This is a genomic window from Streptosporangium carneum, from assembly GCF_027922005.1.
GTDB classification, from domain to species: domain Bacteria; phylum Actinomycetota; class Actinomycetes; order Streptosporangiales; family Streptosporangiaceae; genus Streptosporangium; species Streptosporangium carneum.
This window is the reverse complement of sequence record NZ_BSEV01000007.1, coordinates 278,808-297,142: the sequence shown is the minus strand read 5'-3', so window position 1 is coordinate 297,142 and position 18,335 is coordinate 278,808. Positions and strand designations below refer to the sequence as shown.

Below are 18,335 nucleotides of genomic sequence, written 5' to 3'. Positions count from 1 at the left end.
CTCATGGCGGACGCCTTCACCGCACCCGTCATCGGGCCCGCCACCGTGACGGGCGCGCTGAAGGCCGTCGTCGGAGCCGCCGTCGAGGGCACGGTTCTGGTCACGCGCACCGACAACGCGGGCGACGTCCTGCTGGCGGGCCCCGCGATCAGGGCGGTCGCCCACGGCGCGAAGGAGGTCGTGCTGCTGGCGGGGCCGAACGGCAGGGCGGCGGCGGGGCTGCTGCCCTGCGTCTCCAGGGTGCTGGAGTGGCGGACGCCGTGGATCGACCCCGAGCCGCCGCCGATGACCGGCGGGCACGCCGCACGGCTGATCGAGGCGGTTCGCGCGACGGCCCCCGAGACGGCGTTGATCCTCACCTCCTTCCACCAGTCGCCGCTGCCGCTCGCCCTGCTGCTGAGACTGGCGGGAGTGCCGGTGATCGCCGCGATCTGCGCCGACTACCCCGGCTCGCTGCTGGACGTGCGGCACGTCGTCGACGAGACCGTGGACGTGCCCGAGGCCGAGCGCATGCTGAGCCTGGCCCGCGCGGCGGGATTCGAGCTTCCCCCCGGCGACGACGGGAGGCTCGCCGTACGGCGTCCGCTGCCCGCGGTCGAGCACCTCACCGGGCCGCCCGGCTACGTGGTCGTGCATCCGGGAGTGTCCGCCCAGGCCAGGGCCTGGCCCGCGGACAACTGGACGCGGGCGGTCCGCGACCTGGTCCGCGCCGGATGGCGGGTCGTGGTGACCGGCGGCTCCGACGAGCGCGCGCTCACCGCGAGGGTGGCCTGCGGCGCGGTACGGCCGGGCCCGTTCCACGACCTCACCGGCCGGGGATCGCACGACCTCGCCGGCGCGGGAGCCGCGGCCGGGACCGGTGACGGCGGACCCCGGGGGCCGGTCACGGATCTGGGCGGAAGGACGACCTTCGCCGAACTCGCGGCGGTGCTCGCCGGAGCCGACGTGGTCGTCGCGGCCAACACGGGGCCCGCCCACCTCGCGGCGGCGGTCGGCGTCCCCGTGGTCAGCCTCTTCGCCCCCGTGGTCCCCGCGGGCCGCTGGGCTCCCTACGGGGTGCCCTTCGTCGTGCTCGGCGACCAGCGCGCCCCCTGCCGGGACAGCCGGGCCAGGACATGTCCGGTTCCCGGCCATCCCTGCCTGTCGTCCGTGCCGAGTGCCGCCGTCGTCGAGGCGGTCGGCCGCCTGGCGTTCGCGAAGGAGGACGTCCATTGAGGATCGCCATGGTGTCGGAACACGCGAGCCCTCTCGCGGCCGTCGGCGGGGTCGACGCGGGCGGGCAGAACGTCCACGTCGCGGCCCTGGCCGCCGCGCTCGCCGAACGGGGGCACCAGGTCACCGTCCACACCCGCCGCACGGCCGCCGCCCAGCCGGACACGGTCCGCGCCGGACCCGGGCTGACCGTCGAACACGTCCCCGCGGGTCCCGCCGCCGAACTGCCCAAGGACGAGCTGCTGCCGTACATGGCCGACTTCGGCGCGCACCTCGCGCGGAGGTGGGCGGACAGGCCGCCCGACGTGGTGCACGCCCACTTCTGGATGAGCGGGCTGGCGGCGCTGGAGGCCGCCCGTGACCTGGGTGTCCCGGTCCTGCAGACCTTCCACGCCCTGGGCACGGTCAAGCGGCGCTGGCAGGGCTCGGCCGACACCAGCCCGCCGGAGCGGATCGCCGCCGAGGCGGGCATCGGGCGGCGGGTCTGCGCGGTCGTCGCCACCTGCCGCGACGAGGTGACCGAGCTGCTGCGGATGGGGGTCGCCGTGGACCGGATCGCCGTGGTGCCCTGCGGCGTCGACCTCGACCTCTTCAGCCCCGACGGACCCGTCGCTCCCCGCGGGCCCAGGCCGCGTGTGCTCAGCGTCGGCCGCGTCGTTCCCCGCAAGGGCCTGGAGACCGTCGTGCAGGCCCTGAGCCGGGTGCCCGACGCCGAACTCCTCGTCGCGGGGGGCACGCCGCAGGACGACGAGGCGAGGCGGCTGGTCCGCATGGCCGCGGCGTACGGCCTGGCGGACCGGGTCCGGCTGCTCGGCAGCGTCGGCAGGGCCGAGGTCCCCGCGCTCATGCGCTCGGCGGACGCGCTGGTGACCGTGCCCTGGTACGAACCGTTCGGCATGGTCCCGGTCGAGGCGATGGCCTGCGGGGTCCCCGTGGTCGCCTCCGCCGTCGGCGGTCACCTCGACACGGTCGCGGGGTGCGGGGTGCTGGTGCCTCCGCGCCGTCCCCACGTCCTCGCCCGCGCCCTGCGCGACCTGCTGGAGCGGCCCGACCTGCGGGCGTCGCTCGCGGCCTCGGGCGAGCGGCGCGCCCGGTCCAGGTACGGCTGGCCGAAGGTGGCGGCGCGCACCGAGTCCGTCTACCTGGCCGCGCTCACGGGCCGCAGGGCCGGGATCGCCGTGGTGGGAGGCTGACCGTGCACCCGCATCTTTCGCGACTCAGCGCCGCCCTGTCCGCGGTGGACGCCGACGCGGCGGTCGTCTCCACGTGGGGCCGCAAACTCGCCGCCGTGCTCACCGGCGGCGGCAGGCTGCTCGTCTGCGGCAACGGCGGCTCCGCCGCGGAGGCCCAGCACCTGACCGCCGAGCTGGTCGGCCGCTACCGGGCCGACAGGGAGCCCTACGCGGCGATCCCGCTGCACGCCGACACCTCGACCGTCAGCGCGATCGGCAACGACTTCGGGGCCGAGGAGGTCTACGCCCGCCAGGTGCGCGCCCACGGCAGGCCGGGTGACGTCCTGATGTGCCTTTCCACCAGCGGGGCGAGCCGCAACGTCCTGGCCGCCGCCGACGCCGCGAGGGAGTGCGGCGTCGCGACCTGGGCGCTGACCGGTCCCGCGCCCAATCCGCTCGTCGCGTGCTGCGACGACGCCCTGGCGGTTCCCGCGGAGGAGACCGCCACCGTGCAGGAGGTGCACCTCGCCGTGATCCACATGCTCTGCGACGCCGTGGAGGAGGCCCTCCGATGAGTGCCAGGCCGATCGTCGTGGTCGGGGACACGTTGCTCGACGTGGACGTCGAGGGCGAGGCGGAACGACTGTGCCCCGACGCCCCGGTCCCCGTCGTCGTGGGCGGGCGGGAGCACCGCCGCCCGGGCGGAGCCGGTCTCGCGGCGGTGCTCGCCGCCCAGGCGGGCGCGGAGGTGGTCCTGGTCACCGCCCTCGGGGACGATCCGCAGAGCAGGAGCCTGCTGGGGCTGCTCTCCGGACGGGTCGAGGTGGTCAGGCTGCCGACGGCGGGGACGACCTGCGTCAAGACCCGGATACGCGCGCGCGGACAGACCCTGTTGCGGATCGACACCGGCGACGGGCGGGCCGCGACGGTCGCCGAGGGCGACCGGACCCGCCGGGTCGCCGGCCTCCTGCGGGACGCGGGTGCGGTGCTGGTGTCCGACTACGGTCTCGGGGTCGCGCAGGTGCTCGGCGGAGTCCTGCGGGAGGTGTCCGCGCCGCTGGTCTGGGACCCGCACCCGCGAGGCCCCGCGCCGCCGCCGGGGTGCTCGCTGGTCACGCCGAGCGAGGCGGAGGCCCGGCTGCTGGGCGGCAGGCCGTACGTCTCGCCCGACCAGGCGGCCCGCCACCTCGTGTGCTCCCTGCGGGTGAGGGCGGTGGCCGTCACGCTGGGCGCGCGGGGAGCCGTGCTCGCGCGGCGGGAGGGCCGGTCGGCGCGGGTGCCGCCGCCGTTCCGCTCGACGGGCAGGGACGTCTGCGGCGCCGGTGACCGGTTCGCCGGGGCCGCGACGCTCGCCCTGAGCGAGGGCGCGACCGTCGAGGAGGCCGTCCTGTCCGGGGTCGGGGAGGCGACGCGCTTCGTCGAGGGCGGGGGAGCGGCGGCGCTCAGGCTGCGCGCGTCGCCGCTGGCGGACAGGGCGCGCACGGCGCTGGAGGTCGCCGAGGTGGTCCGCGCGACCGGGGGCAGGCTCATCGCCACCGGAGGCTGCTTCGACCTGCTGCACGCGGGCCACGTCAGCCTGCTGCGCCGGGCCAGGGCGCTGGGCGACGCGCTGGTCGTCTGCGTCAACTCCGACGAGTCGGTGCGGCGCCTGAAGGGGCCGGGCCGTCCCATGGTCGGGGAGCAGGACCGGATCGAGGTGCTCCGCGCGCTGGAGTGCGTGGACGCCGTCGCGGTCTTCGAGGAGGACACCCCCACTGCGATGATCGAACGGCTGCGTCCCTCCGTGTGGGTCAAGGGCGGCGACTACGCGGCGGCCGACCTGCCGGAGGCCGAGGCCGTGCGCGGGGCCGGGGGGAAGGTCGTCGTCCTGCCCCAGGTGTCGGGACGGTCCACGACCAACCTGATCGCCGCGGCCAGGGCGGCGATGTGACGGGGACGGCCGGAGCCGTGGGTGAGGCGTTGTCAATGAGATGGTGTGAACTGGGGGAACAGTCATGGTGGGGAACATTCTGATCACCGGCGGCGCGTCCGGGCTGGGGCTGGCCACGGCCGTGGCGGTGGCCAAGGCGGGCGGCAGGCCGCTGGTCGTGGACGTCAATCCGCCCGAGAACGGCGGAGACCACGTGGTCGCCGATCTCGCCGACCGCGCGTGCGCCGAACGGGCGGTGACCGAGCTGGCCGAACGCGCCGGCGGTCTCGACGGCGTCGTCACCGCCGCGGGCGTCGACGCCTGCGGACGGCTGTCCGACGTCGCCGCCGACGCCTGGGACCGGGTGGTCCAGGTCAACCTGCTCGGCACCGCCGCCGTGATCCGGGCGGCGCTGCCGTACCTGCTGCTCTCCCGGGGCAGGGTGGTCACCTGCGCCTCCACCCTGGGCCTGCGCGCGGTCGGCGACGCCACCGCCTACTGCGCCTCCAAGTTCGGCGTGGTCGGCTTCACCCGTGCCCTGGCCGCCGAGCTCGCCGGGCAGGTCGGGGTGACGCTGCTGGTGCCCGGCGGCATGCACACCCACTTCTTCGACGACCGCGACGAGCGGTACAGACCCGGCCCCGACGCCCAGCTCAACCAGCCGGAGGACGTGGCCGCGACCGTCCTGTTCGCCCTCGCCCAGCCCGTGGGCTGCGAGATCAGGGAACTGGTCGTCTGCCCGTCCACCGAGACGTCATGGCCGTGACGGCGCGGGAGCGGCCATGACCACGAGGCGAAGGCCCGCCATGGTGGTGCTGCGCGGCCTCGGCCTGGGAGACCTGCTCACCGCGGTTCCCGCGCTGCGCGCGTTGCGGCGGGCCCATCCGCGCCACCGGATCGTGCTGGCCGCGCCCGCCTCGCTGGCGGGCCTGGCGTCGCTGATCGGAGCCGTCGACGAGATGCTCGACGTCTCAGGGACCGGTCCCGTGCCCTTCGAACGTCCCGAGATCGCGGTGAACCTGCACGGCAGGGGCCCGCAGAGCGTGGCCGCGCTCCGCCGCACCGGCCCGGCGCGGCTGTTGAGCCACGCGCACCCCGACTTCCCCGACGTGCCCGGCCCGTCATGGCGGGACGACGCGCACGAGGTCCGCCGCTGGTGCGACCTGCTCGCCTGGCACGGCGTCGCCGCGGACCCGGCCGACCTCGCGCTGGAGATCCCCCGGGACCCGCCGTGGACCTCCCCGGCTCCGGAACCGCCCCCGGTCCCCGGACGGGCGAGCCCGGCCGAGGCCACCGGTCCGGCGGCCGAAGGCGCCCCGGCTCCCGGCCGGGGGCCCGTCGTCGTCCATCCGGGGGCGGCGCGTCCGGCGAGGCGCTGGCCGGCGGAGCGGTTCGCCCGGGTGGCCGCCGCGCTGCGACGCGAGGGCCACGAGGTGGTCGTCACCGGGAACGCCACCGAGCGGTCCCTGGCCACGCGCGTGGCCGCCGCCGCCCGCCTGCCCGAGACGTGCGTGCTGGCCGGCAGCACCGGCCTGCCGGAACTGGCCGCGCTGGTGGCGAGGGCCTCGCTGGTCGTCTGCGGCGACACCGGGGTGGCGCACCTGGCCACCGCGTTCGCCACCCCCTCGGTGGTGCTGTTCGGGCCGGTCTCACCCGCTCTCTGGGGACCGCTCGGCGGGCCGCACACGGCCCTGTGGGCGGGACGTTCCGGCGACCCCCACGGGGACCTGCCCGATCCGGGCCTGCTGGAAATCGGCGTCCTGGAGGTCCTCGACGCCGCCGCCGATCTGCTGGAGGTAAGCGTCCGATGATCAGTCGACGGGTGGTGGTGACCGGCGGCGCCGGTTTCCTCGGTTCGTACCTCTGCGAACGCCTGCTCGCCCGGGGGGCGGAGGTGGTCTGCATGGACAACTTCCTGACCGGTTCGCCCCGCAACGTCGAGCACCTGATGGGGCGGCCCGCGTTCCGGCTCGTCGAGTGCGACCTCACGGGGTTCGTCCACGTGCCGGGGAGCGTGGACCTGGTGCTGCACTTCGCCTCCGCGGCCTCGCCCGCCGACTACCTGCGCCACCCGATCGAGACCCTCAAGGTGGGCAGCCTCGGCACGTTGCACGCCCTCGGGCTCGCCAGGGAGAAGAACGCCAGGTTCGTGCTGGCCTCGACCAGCGAGGTCTACGGAGACCCGCTGGAACACCCGCAGCGCGAGACCTACTGGGGCAACGTCAACCCGGTCGGCCCGCGGAGCGTCTACGACGAGGCCAAACGTTTCGCCGAGTCGCTGACCACGGCCTATCGCAACTCCAACGTGACCGACACCGCGATCGTGCGGATCTTCAACACCTACGGGCCGAGGATGCGTCCCCACGACGGCAGGGCCATCCCGACCTTCATCCGGCAGGCGCTGTGCGGGGAGCCGATCACCGTGACCGGCGACGGCGAGCAGACCAGGTCGATCTGCTACGTGGACGACACCGTCGAAGGCGTTCTCGCCCTCGCCGACAGCTCCTTCGAGGGCCCGGTCAACATCGGCAACCCGTCGGAGCTGAGCATGCTCGAACTGGCCGAGACGATCCGCGACCTGACGGACTCCGACTCGCCGATCGAGTTCGTCGAGCGTCCCGTCGACGATCCGGCCATCCGGCGCCCCGACACCTCGCTGGCCGCCTCCCGGCTGGGGTGGCGGCCGAAGGTCGAGGTCGTCGACGGGCTGCGCCGTACGATCTCCTGGTTCGCCGAGGAACTGCGCGAACCGGGAGAGCTGCTCCGGGGCTAACGGGACGGCGGTGATCTCCAGACGACCTCGCCGTCCACCCGGTCGTCGGTGGGGACGAGGCCGAGACGGCGGGCCACCGCCGAGGAGGCGGCGTGGCCGGGGTGGATCGTGGCGACGATCTCGGTCACGCCGTGTTCGCCGAGCCAGGCGACGAGGGCGCGCGCGGCCTCGGTCGCGATCCCCCTGCCCTGCCACGGGACGCCGACGACCCAGGCCACGGCGGCCCGTCCCGAGGTCACGGTGGCCTGCACGCAGCCGACCGCGCGGTCGAGCCGGACCACCCAGTTGAGCCAGGCGTCGTCGCCTCCGGGCGGCGGCCCGGCGGCCATGCGGGCGTAGCGGGAACGCAGCTCCTCCTCCGTCGCGGGGGAGCCGCCGATGAACTCGTGGAGCGCGGGGTCGCGGAGGGCTCGCGCCATCTCGGCGGCGTGTCCGGCCGTCAGCGGTTCGAGGATGAGACGCGATGTCGTGATCGTTTCAGCCCGCATGGTCGGACCAGTGTCCCACGGCCGTACGGCGTCGTCCGAGCCCGAGCGGGGGAGGGAGTCCGTGCGGAAGGGGGATCACGCCGTGACGATCTACCGGGAGATGTCCTTCCCGGCAGGGACGGAACCTCAGGTGTGAAGGCCCGCGGCGGAGGGAGGTGGCCCAGGGTGATCGGGCGATCATTCTCGGTTTCCCTCCCGGGGTGAAAGGTAATCCGCCCGAACAGATGCCTTTGGTCTCTCTGGGACGACCGCCGCACCTCCCCCAACTAACGTGGTATTCGTGTTCGCCCTGTTCGGGCGTCCTCTGATACCGACTCGGCGTCACGCGGGCCCGGGGCCACCCGGCGCAACCGACTCGACATGGAGTGATCTCATGACCGGTCTCAGAAACGTTCTCGCCGCCGGTGCGCTGGCGGCCTCCGTTCTCGCGACCCCGGCGACGATGTCGGCCCAGCCCGCGGCCGCCGCACCCCTGCCGCAGGGGACCGTCGCCTCCGTCCACGTCCCCGTCATGAAGCCCTGCTGGGAGTACAGCGATCCGATGACCAGGCGGCAGTGCTACAGGTGGCGGGGCGGGGGTTACTAGCGATCGGTGAAGGCGTCGCCGCACGGCCCGCGACCGGACGATCCGGGCGCGGGCCGTTCCCGGGGCGGGATCACCGGGGAGGCGTGGGCCTGGCGGCGCGCCTGAAGAAGGCCGCGATCTCGTAGGGGTCGACGGGATCGGTGAGCAGCGCGAGCATCTCGTCGCCGCGCGCCGGATCCACCTTGAAGGGGTGGCCGAACACGTGCGGCCCCTCCCCGTCGTCCAGCAGCCTGGTCAGCATCAGGTCGCCGACCTCGGCCTGGCTCGGCAGCAACTCGTCGGCCAGCGTGATCGGCGCGTGCTCCCCGGGGCCCGCCTCGCGCAGGGTGATCTCGTCTCCGGACACGCCGAGGACTCTCCACAGGCGCAGCGGCGTCCTGCGCCACGACTCCAGCAGCCGCACCTCGTCGTCGCGGAGCCACTCGCTCCGCGCGTCCAGGAACTCGCCGACGACGTCGTTCTCGAACAGCGCCAGATCGGCCAGGGCGGGTTCGGCCACCCTGACGCTCAGCGCGACCAGATCGTCGATCAGGCGGCGGCGGGCCGGGCGGTGGCCGTAGGCGAGAAGCTGGCGGAACAGGTGGGCCGCCCGTGCGGGCAGCGGGTCGTCCGGGTTCGTACGGCACGCGGCGTACTCGGCCGCGTCCCGCTCGGCGGGGGCCAGGCCGGGGGAGAGAGCCAGGGCCTCGGCGATGATCCCGGAGGCCTCGAAGGAGCGCCCCTCGCCCTCGGCGGACCTGGCGACCAGCAGCAGCGCGGCGGGTTCGGTGCGGGGCAGCGCCCCGGCCAGACCGGGTGACAGCGGCTCGCGCTCCACCTCGTCGGCGATCCGCGTGAGCACCTCCTCGGAGCGGGACAGGTAGGTGATCGCCTTCGACAGGTCGGCGCCGTCGTCGTAGGTCCGCAGCGCGCTGCGGACCAGGGCCAGCCTGACGATGTCCAGCGGGGCCAGATCCGCGACCGACTCGGTGTCCCACGGCGCGCCCACGATGCCCACCCGGCCGCCCCGCACCTCGAGCGAGGCCTCACGCAGCAGGGGGGCCAGAGGCGGCAGCGGGTCGGCCAGGGTCTCCGGGGCCTTCATCAGCAGCTCCAGGAGCACGATGTCGATCGAGACGCCCGGGCTCGGCTCGAGACCCTCGGCGAAGGCGCGCAAGGCGTCCAGCGCCTGCTGCGCGAACTCCTCGGTGACCCGGATCGCCCGCTGGGCGGGGAAGTCCGCCAGGGTCGTGGTGGACAGCTCCAGCCTGCCTCCGCGCACGCGCAGCGCGACCACGTCCTCGGGCCGCACCCCGGCCAGCCAGCCGTCCGGGCCGGTCAGGCTCGGCTCGCCCGCCTCGACCGCGGTCCGCACCACGCCGCCCCCGGCGAACGGCACCCCGTCGCCGTCGGCGAGGCGGGCCCACAGCCGCAGGTCGTCGACGGCCGTCAGCGCACCGGCCGCCAGCTCGGCCCGGGTGGCCAGGTGCGTCAGCACCGCGCCCTCGCTCAGCGTCAGAAGCTCGCTCATCCATCCATTCTTCTCGACTTCCGGACATGACGGCGCCGTTTTCGGACACGACGCCTCCGGCTTCCGGAACCGACGGCCTCAGGAGCGGGCCGTCTCCGTCGGAGGCGGTCCCGGGACGCGGACGGTCTCACGGGCCGGTGGCCTCCGGACGTGATGACGCCGCCGACCCTCCGGAGAGGGGCGGCGGCGTTCGGTCGTCGGGTGAATTCGGGCATCGGGTGAAGAGGTGGTGTGCCCGGCCGTTCGGGCCAGGCGGTGGTGGTGAACGCGGATGAGACGGGATCGCCGCCAGGTCCGCGCCGAACGCTTCATCGCCGGGTCAGGGCGAGGTGCCGAAACGGGGGTTTTCGGCCAGCCATGTGGCGTACCGCGTGCTTCGCCGTACCGCGTCGGCGTGGGCGGCCTTCGCGTGCTCGACGATCGAGGCGGCGGCTCGGGCGCCCGGTCCCTCCGGGTGCCAGCCCAGCAGCTGCCGCCAGCGCAGCGGCGCGTCCGCGAGCGGCACCATCGCCACTCCCGGCGCGGGCTGGAAGGTCGCCTGGCACAGCACCGCGGCGCGGCCGACCTGGGCCAGATGCATGCAGGTCGCCACGTCCGTCTCGTAGATCGTCTGGGGCGTGAAACCCGCACGCGCGCACGCCGTGGCGAAGCAGTCGCCGAAGCAACTGTCGCCGGGTGTGACCGCCCACCGTTCGCCGGCCAGCTCGGCCAGTGTCACCTCCTTTCGTTCCACCAGTGGATGGTCCTCGTTGAGCAGGACGAAGACCGGGTCCATTCCCACGGTCAGCCACACCACCGGCCCCTCGACCGGTGGTGCGCTCTCCCCGCAGGCGCCGATGAGCGCGAAGTCGATCCGGCCCAGCATGACCATGGTCGTCAGTTCCCTGGCCGACCATGAGGTGTAGGTGCTCACCGGTGTCGACGGCCACGCCGTGGCCAGCCGGTCGACAAGACCGCCGAGGATGGGCCCGTTGGTGGCGCCCAGCCTGTAGCGGGGGATGTCGCCGTTGGCGTTGGCGAACCGGACGGCCTCCTCCTGGAGTTCCCGGGCGGCTGGCAGCAACACCATCGCCCTGGACAGCACCAGTTCCCCGAGAGGTGTGGGCCGCGCGCCGTTGTGGTCGCGTTCGAAAAGAGCTCCCCCGAGCACTCGCTCAATCCGCTTGAGCTGCGCGGTCAGCGCGGGCTGTGCCAGCCCGAGATGGCTGGCAGCTTTCGTGACGCTCCCGGCCTCGGCGACCGCGCGCACGATCCTGAGGTGTCGGAGCTCGAGATCCATACCGGGAAGGTAAGGCTAAGACGTTATGGCCGCAATGCAAACGTGTCACGAAATCTGACTCAATTTCGTGAAAGCGTTCCAATGCGACGCAAGTGAGGAATGCGAAGAGGTGCGGCGAAGCCCTGACGGGGTAGGCGGTCCCGTATGACGATGGGAATCGATCCGAGGGATCTCGCCGAGGAAGACCTGCTACGTGAGCTGCGGCATCTGCACGTTACCCGTACTGAGACGCTTCTGCACGGCTCCGCCGAGGCGCTCGCCAATCACACCACGCGAACCGAGGAGCTGGAGCAGGAGTACCTCCGCCGCCATCCGGAGCGGGACGTCGACCCGGAACGCCTGCGCGCGGGCGCGCGACGCCGTTAGGAAGGCTGTCAGGGAGTCCCGGCTGTCGGAGGGTTGTCAGAGGGCTGTCAGGGGGGGCGCGACGGCTCGGGGGAGGCCGGGGGAACGCCTGGGGAGCCGGCAGGAGAACCGCGGAGGAACCGCAGCGGAATCACGGGAGAACCGCGGGAGAAGCGCCGGGAGGGCGCGGGAGGTTCTCGGCGGAGTCGTGGGAGGGCGCAGGAGGGCACAGCAGGGTCCGGGAGGGCGGGACGGAGATCGGGACGGGCGGCCGGGACGGCCGCCGGATTGGAGGCATGGCCATGAGCGAGGAACGGTCGCCCGACGTCCAGGCGCTGTCCGACGCGGACACCCGCGTCTACGAGGCGGTGGCCGGGCTCGCGGTCGACGGCCGGACCGCCACGGTCGAGGAGGTGGTCCAGGCGACCGCGCTGCCGGAGGATGCCGTACGGCGGAGCGTCGCGACCCTGGCCGAGGCCGGATGGCTGGAGGAGGACGGCGGCGCGTACGCCCTCGGCCCCCACGACTGGGGAGTCGATCGCTGACGCGGGCCGCGGGCGGTCCGTTCGCGGCCCGTCCTGCCGGCCCCCGGTCTTGCGGGCTTGACCGGACCCCCTGACGCCGCCCGGGGCGGGCGCCTCGTTGTCAGCCCGCGCGGCGGCCTCCCGGGCGGACGTCCGCGCTCTCCTCGCGGGGCGGTTTCCGGCGGACGCCCACTGTCGCCTTGTGGGAAAGTTTCCGTGCGGATAATCTTCCGTCAGCTCGCGGGGCGACTTCCGCGTGGACGGTCCGCCGTCGACTCGCCGGGAGACCTCCTGGCGCGTGCTCCGCCGTCGCCCCACGGGGCCGTCGAGGCGTGCCCCGACGTCATCCCGGCCTGAGCCCGCGCGCCGCCGCGTCCAGCGCGGTCGCGATCTGGTCGCCGACCCGGGGGGCTCCCAGCCGGTTGTCGATCTCCCAGTACGGCACGGCGGGCGGCTCGTCCACCCGGATCGCCCGCAGATACTCCTCGAAGCGGGCCAGTTTTCCCGCGTCCCTGGCCAGTCCCCTGCTCCGCAGCCGGGCGGCCAGGGTGGGGCCGTCCGACCTGACCCAGACCAGCCGTACCGGCGGCCCGCCGAGCTGGGTCACCCAGCGCGCCCACAGCGCCGCGTCGTGCACCTGGGAGGTGAAGGGGCCGTCGAGCATCACCGGGCACCCGTGGGAGCGGATCTCCCCGGCGAGCCTGGTGAGTCCGGCGTACTCGTGGCGCTTGACGTGCTCGTCGTACCACGGCCCCTCGCGTTCGCCCGCGTCGCGCCCGTGCGCCTCCAGTGTCGCCTCGACGAACCCGCCGTAGACGGTGTCCTTGTCGAGCAGGGCCGGGACCGGGGCCAGCCGGGCGAGCAGGGCCGCCGCGACGGTCGACTTGCCCGCCCCCGGCGGCCCGCTGACCACCCACAGCGGCGCCGGGCCCGCGGGGGGCCGCTCGTCCCCTCCCACGGCCGTCAGTCCCGCCAGACCTTGGCCACGCTCTCGACCACGTCGGGCGCCTGGGCGAGACCGGCGGCGAAGGCGGGACGCCACAGGGCGGGGTCGAGGATGTCGGAGCCGAACACGGTGACCGACGCCTGGTCGGGCGTCACGTGGGCGACCGCGGCGTCCCCGAGCGTGGCGATCTCCGCGTCGATGCGCCGCCTGGTCTCGAGGTGCGCCAGCGGCTCCACGACGACGACCGCCGAGCTGCCCGCCGCCAGGTCGGCGTTCGTCACCGAGCGGACCCCGCCGTCCATGTAGCGGCGTCCGTTGATCGCCACGGGCGGGAAGACGCACGGCACCGCGCAGCTGGAGGCGACGGCGGACGCCAGCGGGACGCCCGAGTGGCGGTCCCAGACCACGAACTCCCCGGTCCCGGTGTCGACCGCCGTGACCAGCAGGCGACGGTCGGGCCACTCCTGCACGGGCAGCTGCTCGCCGATCCTCTCCGTCCTGGCCCCGGCGCCCCCGACCCGGAGGGCCAGCGCGCCCACCCGCCTCCTGGCCTCCTCCGGCTCCAGGGACGGGTCGTTGAGCAGACCGAAGACCTCTATCACCGCCTGCAGGTCGACCGAGGGAGCCGCGGCGGCCGGTTCCGCGTCCGCCTGCGCGCCGACCGCGCCCTCCAGATCGACCCCGGTGGCGATCAGCGTTCCCACCACCGATCCCGCGGAGGTGCCGACCAGGAGATCCGCCTCTCCCAGGTCCAGGCCCGCCCGTCGCAGGCCGGTCACGATCCCCGCCTCCCACGCGATCCCCGCGATACCGCCGCCGCCCAGCACCAGTGTTCTCGTCATGTGCCCATTGTGACCGGACACGCCCGACGCCGCCGGGTATGTGCCTTCCCGGTCCTCTCCCGGACACGGGGGAGGGCGGGACGCCGCCCGGGTCAGACGTCGCGGCCCCTCATCCCCTCCTGGCCGGGGTCGACGCCCCAGGAGACGATCCGCGTGGGGCGGATGCGGATGACCTCTCTGCTCAGGTACGGCTCGGGCGGATCCTGGTCCTCGAGGGCCTGCGCCACCCCGCGGATCTCCACCCCCCTGACCTTCCAGGGGGTCCGGGAGGCGATGTCGTCCACGACGAAGGCCACCCGGCCGTTCTCCTTGACGTTGCGGAACTTCCTGGTCGTGCCCATCGCCCAGCCGTGGATGTCGATCGTGCCGGTCCGCGGGTCGACGGAGAAGGAGGTGGGGCTGTTCTGCGGCACGCCGTCGGGGCCGACGGTGGCCAGGCGTCCCAGTGTCTGGCTCGCGAGATAGTCGAGCTCGGCCTGTGTGAAGGTCATGCGTCCAGCGTGCAACCTCAATCATGGTCGAGGTCAAGTTAGAGTGGAGCGTGTCCAAGAACATGGAGATCACCGTCGGCCAGCTCGCCGCGCGCAGCGGCGTCGCCGTCTCCGCCCTGCACTTCTACGAGGCCAAGGGGCTGATCCGCAGCCGCCGCACGGCGGGCAACCAGCGCCGCTTCAGCCGTGACACGCTCCGCAGGATCGCCTTCATCCGGGTCTCGCAGCGGGTCGGGATCCCGCTCAGGACGATCCAGGACGCGCTGTCCGCCCTGCCGGACGAGCGCACCCCGACCCGGGAGGACTGGGCGAGGCTCTCCGCGACCTGGCAGAGCGAGCTCGACGACCGGATCAGGCAGCTTCAGCGGCTCCGCGACGGCCTGACCGACTGCATCGGCTGCGGCTGTCTCTCCCTCGACCGCTGCGCGCTGGCCAACCCCGACGACGCGGCGGCGGCCAGGGGACCGGGCTCGCGCCTGATGCTCGCGCGGCGTGAGAGCCGTGAGTGCTCTCCCTGCCAGGACACGGCCACCGGCGGCGGGTCAGAGGCCGTGTGCGCGTAGCCAGATCCGGTTGGCGCGCTGGTCGGCCAGGACGCGTCCGACGTCCTGGCCGGGGCCGGGCGCGTCCTGCTCAACGACCAGCCAGCCCTCGTAGCCGCGCAGCTCGCGCAGGACGCCGGGAAGGTCGACCTCTCCCGCTCCGAGGGCGGGGAAGGCGTCGCCCGCGATCACCGCGGCCAGGTCGCCGCCCGCTGCCCTCTCCCGGTCGCGCGCCCGCCTGCTGGCGTCCTTGAGGTGGACCTGCCTGATCCGGTCGCCCCAGTGCCGCAGCGCGGTCACCGGGTCGCCGCCAGCCAGCCAGAGGTGGCCGGTGTCCAGGCAGAGCGACACGTCGGTGAGGTCGAGGAGCCGCTCCACCTCCTCGGGGGTCTCCACGAGGGTGCCCAGGTGGTGATGGAAGACGGGTTCGATGCCGCGGTCCCTGCAGCGGTCGGCCGCCTCCTGGACCCGCGCCGCGAACTCGGCCCAGGCCTCGCCGGGCAGGCCGGGGGCGACGCCCCGCGCGAACCTCCCCGGATGGGGAGGGCAGGCGAGGGTGAGGCGCGGCGCGAAGCGCCCGTCGGCGACCGGCACGCTCGCGAACACCGCGAGCGCGGTGTACAGCCCGGCCAGGCCCGCGGCGAAGGCGTCCTCGTCGTCGTAGCGCAGGTCGACCTGCCCGCCCGCCAGGCCCATCCCGGTCCTGGCCAGCCGGTCGAGCAGCCCGGAGCCCGTGCCGAGGTAGCCGATCGGGCCGGAGTCGACCCCCTCGTACCCGACCTCGGCCAGCGCGTCGAGCAGGAGGTCGGGGCTGGGCGGCGCGCCGTGGGCGCGGTTGATCCCGAAGTTGACGGGCGCGTTCGCGACCTTGATCGACACGGCCTACTCCACGCAGGTCAGCCAGCGGATGGGGTTGTCGTGGGTGATCAGGCGGATGACGTCCTCGCCGACACCCGCCTCGCGCAGCCTGGGCAGGAAGGTGCGGAACAGGTGGCTGTAGCCCGCGCCGCCGTACCTCTCGATCTCGGAGACCCTGGACAGGCCGCTGCTGAGCAGCAGCCTGCGGGCGTGCCCCGCCTCGATGAGGTCGAGCGCGTCGCGCAGCCGGTCGGAGCCCAGGGAGGTGAGGCAGACGTAGCCGCCCGACTCGACGATCTTGCGTGCGCTCACGGGGTCGGCTCCCGCGTCGGCGACGCTGATCCGGTGGGCGGGCAGGCCCTCGGAGAGCAGGATCTCCATCAGGGTCAGACCGCCGCGGTGGTGGGCCGCGACCGGCAGGCCCGACAGGAGGGACGCCCTGGCCGCCGCGATCGCGCAGCGCTCCTCGACCGGGGTCGGCTCCTCGTCCCAGAAGCCGATCTCGCCGATCACGCCGGGGCGGGAGCCGGTGCCGTCCAGACCGTCGTCGATCTCGGCCAGCAGGTAGCGGGTGAGCGCGTCCACGTCGGCCTCCAGCGCCCAGCCGGGGGTGAACGGTCCCGCGAAGAACCCGGTTCCGGCGATCACCGCCACCCGGCTGCACGCCGAGACCCTGGACAGGGTGGCCGCGTCGCGGCCCGTGCCGATGCAGCTGAGCTCGACCACCAGGCCGAGCCCGTCGGACCGGCGCAGCTCGCGCAGCTCTCCGGCGACCGCCTGCTCCTCGTCCAGCCAGCGGTGCGGGTCGGACGGGGCGCCCGCCGCCCAGCGGAGGTCGGTGCGCAGGTGCTCGCGGGGCAGGACCGTTCCGTCGATGGCGGACACGGCGCAGGGGCCGTTGACAGTCCTGACGCTGATGGTCTTGACAAGGGGAGCCTCAGACATGAACGGACATTAGCTCACTTTTGGGACGAAAATCACCCAAGTCTGCAGGGTTTTACCTTGGAGTTGTCGGTTTCACTGTCAAAGCCGAGGGTGAGATCCCGGGTTTTCCCGGTCTGGAAGGGGATGGCGGAACGGGGATGTCGGCGCCCGGGAACTGTCGGTCGTCCTCGCTAGGGTCCCGCGCATGATCGCCGAACAGTTCGAAAGCCCGTTCAGCGCCGTCGGGCGCATGGTGGTGCTCGTCGACGACCTCGACGCGGCTCTGGCCTTCTATCGTGACGTCCTCGGCTTCACCGTGCTCCACGACCAGAGCGTGGACGGCTACCGCTACCTGCACGTCGGCCTGCCGGGGCAGCGGCCGGTCGGGCTGTGGCTCATGCCCGTCGCCGACGAGCGGGAGCGCGGGCTGGTGGGACGGCAGTCCGGCGGCCAGCCGCTGCTCGTCCTGTACACCGACGACCTCGACCGGGTCGGGGAGCGTCTCCGCGAGCACGGCGTGCGCGTGTGGAACGAACAGCAGGACGCCGCCAGTCGGTCCCTGCACTTCGCCGACCTGTACGGCAACACGCTGGTCGCCGCGGAGGTCCGCGTCCCGCCCTCCGTGTCCGGTTCCTAGTCCCTGAGCTCCCCGCCCGCGCGCTCCGGGATCGTGAACGCGTCATGTCCCGCACAATGACCGCAGATGGGGTGAGCGGCCCTATTCTTAAGCGAAACCGACAGGCCGGGAGAGTGCGTGGCTATCTCAGATGAGGTGCGGAAGACCCGCGACGAGTCCGGGCGCCCGTCGGAGACCGGCGACGCCGACGCTCTGAAGGACGACGCGGCTCGCCGGTCGAGCATCCAGAGCTGGCTCGACGGCATCAGGTCGACCCAGGCGGGCCGCCTCACCCTCAAGATCGTCATCGGTGTCATCGGCGCCGTGCTGGTGGTCGCGGGTCTCATCATGGTTCCCTTCCCCGGGCCCGGCTGGCTGGTCGTCTTCGCCGGTCTGGCCGTGCTGGCCACCGAGTTCCACTGGGCCCACCGCCTCCTGGAGTTCGGCAAGCGAACACTGGCCGGCTGGACGGCCTGGCTCGGCCGCCAGGGCTGGCCCGTGAAGATCCTGGTGGTCCTCGTCGCGGCCGCCGCCGCCCTGGCGATCGTCTACTACGGCCTCAAGCTCAGCTTCCACCTCGACCTGATCGCCGAGGCTCGCGAGCTCCTGAACCGCTGACGCCGCCGGTGATCCTTTGCCCGGAGCCGACGTTCACATAACCGTTTCGATGCGTCACCCTCCGTAGTGTCCTCTGCGTCTCAACCCCAAAGACGCAAGGAGAGTGACGCACGATGCGCACCCTTTCTTCGATGTTCGTCATCGTCGCGGCCGGAGCGGTCGTCATGACGGGCACGGCTCACGCCGACAGCGTGAACCTGACCGCGACGGTGAACCCCGGCGCGGAGGTGTCCCTCAGCCCCGAACTCGTCCCCACGGCCCCCTACAAGGGCCGCGTGCTGGTCAAGCTGGACAACAACACCCAGCCGACGGAGGTGCGGATCGGCAACTGCCACGGCCGGCACATCGGCAAGGTGGCCATCGCCGCCAACGACCACGCCGCCTACGTCGCGGCCGCCGACTCCCCGGCCCCGGCCTGCGTCCGCTTCAGGGTGAAGAACGTCGGCGACCAGCCCGTCACCGTCGCGGGCGTCGGCTACTTCTAGACCGGTCGTTTCCGGACAGGCGTCCCAGGGCCGGTCGTCCACCGGCCGGCGTCCGGGGACGGTGTTCCGGACCGGCGCCTCCGGGCCTGCGTCCGGGGGCGGTGTTCCGGACCGGCGCTTCCGAGCAGGGGCCCTGGGGGTGCCTCCCCGAGCGAACTCCCTGGCCGGTCCGACGCGGTGAGCCGGGCGAGGGCGGCGAAGGCCGTCCCGCCCGG

22 protein-coding genes are annotated in these 18,335 nt (G+C 73.6%); 14 read left to right on the top strand and 8 right to left on the bottom strand.

The genetic code is table 11. The annotated features are described in order from the left end of the window. Window positions 1-3 precede the first annotated feature (3 nt). The 7 genes from PKF00_RS18320 to PKF00_RS18290 all read left to right on the top strand — a co-directional run bounded on the left by PKF00_RS18320 (window position 4) and on the right by PKF00_RS18290 (window position 7,066). On the top strand, window positions 4-1,215 hold the full coding sequence (locus tag PKF00_RS18320; RefSeq protein WP_271218757.1) for a glycosyltransferase family 9 protein: 1,212 nt from the start codon (window positions 4-6) through the stop codon (window positions 1,213-1,215). Then, a complete protein-coding gene (locus PKF00_RS18315) occupies window positions 1,212-2,405 on the top strand; it encodes a glycosyltransferase (RefSeq protein ID WP_271218756.1) in 1,194 nt (397 codons plus the stop codon). The genes PKF00_RS18320 and PKF00_RS18315 overlap by 4 nt, the downstream gene beginning before the upstream one ends. Window positions 2,406-2,407: 2 nt before the next feature. After that, window positions 2,408-2,959 carry a D-sedoheptulose-7-phosphate isomerase gene (locus PKF00_RS18310; protein WP_271218755.1) on the top strand — a complete coding sequence of 184 codons (552 nt, stop codon included), beginning with the start codon at window positions 2,408-2,410 and terminating at the stop codon, window positions 2,957-2,959. Further along, window positions 2,956-4,314 carry a D-glycero-beta-D-manno-heptose 1-phosphate adenylyltransferase gene (gene rfaE2 / locus PKF00_RS18305; protein ID WP_271218754.1) on the top strand — a complete coding sequence of 453 codons (1,359 nt, stop codon included), beginning with the start codon at window positions 2,956-2,958 and terminating at the stop codon, window positions 4,312-4,314. Before PKF00_RS18310 ends, rfaE2 begins: the two co-directional genes overlap by 4 nt. 64 nt (window positions 4,315-4,378) lie before the next feature. Next, on the top strand, window positions 4,379-5,059 hold the full coding sequence (locus tag PKF00_RS18300; RefSeq protein ID WP_271218753.1) for an SDR family oxidoreductase: 681 nt from the start codon (window positions 4,379-4,381) through the stop codon (window positions 5,057-5,059). A 16-nt stretch (window positions 5,060-5,075) separates the two neighbouring features. Next, window positions 5,076-6,104: a glycosyltransferase family 9 protein gene (locus PKF00_RS18295; protein ID WP_271218752.1), complete on the top strand. Its 1,029-nt coding sequence runs from the start codon at window positions 5,076-5,078 to the stop codon at window positions 6,102-6,104. After that, window positions 6,101-7,066 carry a UDP-glucuronic acid decarboxylase family protein gene (locus PKF00_RS18290; RefSeq protein WP_271218751.1) on the top strand — a complete coding sequence of 322 codons (966 nt, stop codon included), beginning with the start codon at window positions 6,101-6,103 and terminating at the stop codon, window positions 7,064-7,066. Before PKF00_RS18295 ends, PKF00_RS18290 begins: the two co-directional genes overlap by 4 nt. Here PKF00_RS18290 and PKF00_RS18285 read toward each other — a convergent pair. Next, a complete protein-coding gene (locus PKF00_RS18285; RefSeq protein ID WP_271218750.1) occupies window positions 7,063-7,554 on the bottom strand; it encodes a GNAT family N-acetyltransferase in 492 nt (163 codons plus the stop codon). The two genes, PKF00_RS18290 and PKF00_RS18285, sit on opposite strands and share 4 nt — an antisense overlap. A gap of 373 nt (window positions 7,555-7,927) precedes the next feature. Between PKF00_RS18285 and PKF00_RS18280 the strand changes: the two genes are divergently transcribed. Then, window positions 7,928-8,140: a hypothetical protein gene (locus PKF00_RS18280; protein ID WP_271218749.1), complete on the top strand. Its 213-nt coding sequence runs from the start codon at window positions 7,928-7,930 to the stop codon at window positions 8,138-8,140. A 70-nt stretch (window positions 8,141-8,210) separates the two neighbouring features. Here PKF00_RS18280 and PKF00_RS18275 read toward each other — a convergent pair whose 3' ends face one another. Both PKF00_RS18275 and PKF00_RS18270 read right to left on the bottom strand, forming a co-directional pair. Further along, complete coding sequence (locus PKF00_RS18275; RefSeq protein WP_271218748.1) at window positions 8,211-9,650, bottom strand: hypothetical protein; 1,440 nt, start codon at window positions 9,648-9,650, stop codon at window positions 8,211-8,213. Between the two features lie 319 nt (window positions 9,651-9,969). After that, window positions 9,970-10,929, bottom strand: a complete 960-nt coding sequence (locus PKF00_RS18270) for a LysR family transcriptional regulator (protein WP_271218747.1) — start codon at window positions 10,927-10,929, stop codon at window positions 9,970-9,972. 150 nt (window positions 10,930-11,079) lie between these two features. Between PKF00_RS18270 and PKF00_RS18265 the strand changes: the two genes are divergently transcribed. Then, complete coding sequence (locus PKF00_RS18265; RefSeq protein ID WP_271218746.1) at window positions 11,080-11,295, top strand: DUF6158 family protein; 216 nt, start codon at window positions 11,080-11,082, stop codon at window positions 11,293-11,295. 281 nt (window positions 11,296-11,576) lie between these two features. Further along, window positions 11,577-11,819, top strand: coding sequence for a helix-turn-helix domain-containing protein (locus tag PKF00_RS18260; RefSeq protein ID WP_271218745.1), 243 nt, complete (start codon window positions 11,577-11,579; stop codon window positions 11,817-11,819). A gap of 322 nt (window positions 11,820-12,141) precedes the next feature. Here the strand turns inward: PKF00_RS18260 and PKF00_RS18255 are convergent, their stop codons facing one another. The 3 genes from PKF00_RS18255 to PKF00_RS18245 form a co-directional block, all read right to left on the bottom strand. Then, a complete protein-coding gene (locus PKF00_RS18255; protein ID WP_271218744.1) occupies window positions 12,142-12,756 on the bottom strand; it encodes a P-loop nucleotide/nucleoside kinase family protein in 615 nt (204 codons plus the stop codon). A 5-nt stretch (window positions 12,757-12,761) separates the two neighbouring features. After that, entirely contained in the window at window positions 12,762-13,586 is an 825-nt protein-coding gene (locus PKF00_RS18250; protein ID WP_271218743.1) for a patatin-like phospholipase family protein, read from the bottom strand. Window positions 13,587-13,678: 92 nt separating this feature from the next. After that, window positions 13,679-14,077, bottom strand: coding sequence for a PPOX class F420-dependent oxidoreductase (locus PKF00_RS18245; protein WP_271218742.1), 399 nt, complete (start codon window positions 14,075-14,077; stop codon window positions 13,679-13,681). A 23-nt stretch (window positions 14,078-14,100) separates the two neighbouring features. On the opposite strand from PKF00_RS18245, the gene soxR reads away from it, so the two are divergent. Then, a complete protein-coding gene (gene soxR / locus PKF00_RS18240; protein ID WP_271218741.1) occupies window positions 14,101-14,640 on the top strand; it encodes a redox-sensitive transcriptional activator SoxR in 540 nt (179 codons plus the stop codon). Here the strand turns inward: soxR and PKF00_RS18235 are convergent. Both PKF00_RS18235 and PKF00_RS18230 read right to left on the bottom strand, forming a co-directional pair. Continuing rightward, window positions 14,620-15,498 (bottom strand): sugar phosphate isomerase/epimerase family protein, encoded by an 879-nt coding sequence (locus PKF00_RS18235; RefSeq protein ID WP_271218740.1) that lies wholly within the window; start codon window positions 15,496-15,498, stop codon window positions 14,620-14,622. The two genes, soxR and PKF00_RS18235, sit on opposite strands and share 21 nt — an antisense overlap. 3 nt (window positions 15,499-15,501) lie before the next feature. Continuing rightward, window positions 15,502-16,422: a phosphotriesterase family protein gene (locus PKF00_RS18230; RefSeq protein WP_271218739.1), complete on the bottom strand. Its 921-nt coding sequence runs from the start codon at window positions 16,420-16,422 to the stop codon at window positions 15,502-15,504. Window positions 16,423-16,606: 184 nt separating this feature from the next. Here PKF00_RS18230 and PKF00_RS18225 point away from each other — a divergent pair, with 184 nt between their 5' ends. The 3 genes from PKF00_RS18225 to PKF00_RS18215 all read left to right on the top strand — a co-directional run bounded on the left by PKF00_RS18225 (window position 16,607) and on the right by PKF00_RS18215 (window position 18,120). Then, a complete protein-coding gene (locus tag PKF00_RS18225; RefSeq protein ID WP_271218738.1) occupies window positions 16,607-17,038 on the top strand; it encodes a VOC family protein in 432 nt (143 codons plus the stop codon). 117 nt (window positions 17,039-17,155) lie between these two features. Then, window positions 17,156-17,635: a TIGR02611 family protein gene (locus PKF00_RS18220; RefSeq protein ID WP_271218737.1), complete on the top strand. Its 480-nt coding sequence runs from the start codon at window positions 17,156-17,158 to the stop codon at window positions 17,633-17,635. A 113-nt stretch (window positions 17,636-17,748) separates the two neighbouring features. Next, window positions 17,749-18,120: a hypothetical protein gene (locus tag PKF00_RS18215; protein WP_271218736.1), complete on the top strand. Its 372-nt coding sequence runs from the start codon at window positions 17,749-17,751 to the stop codon at window positions 18,118-18,120. Window positions 18,121-18,335 lie beyond the last annotated feature (215 nt).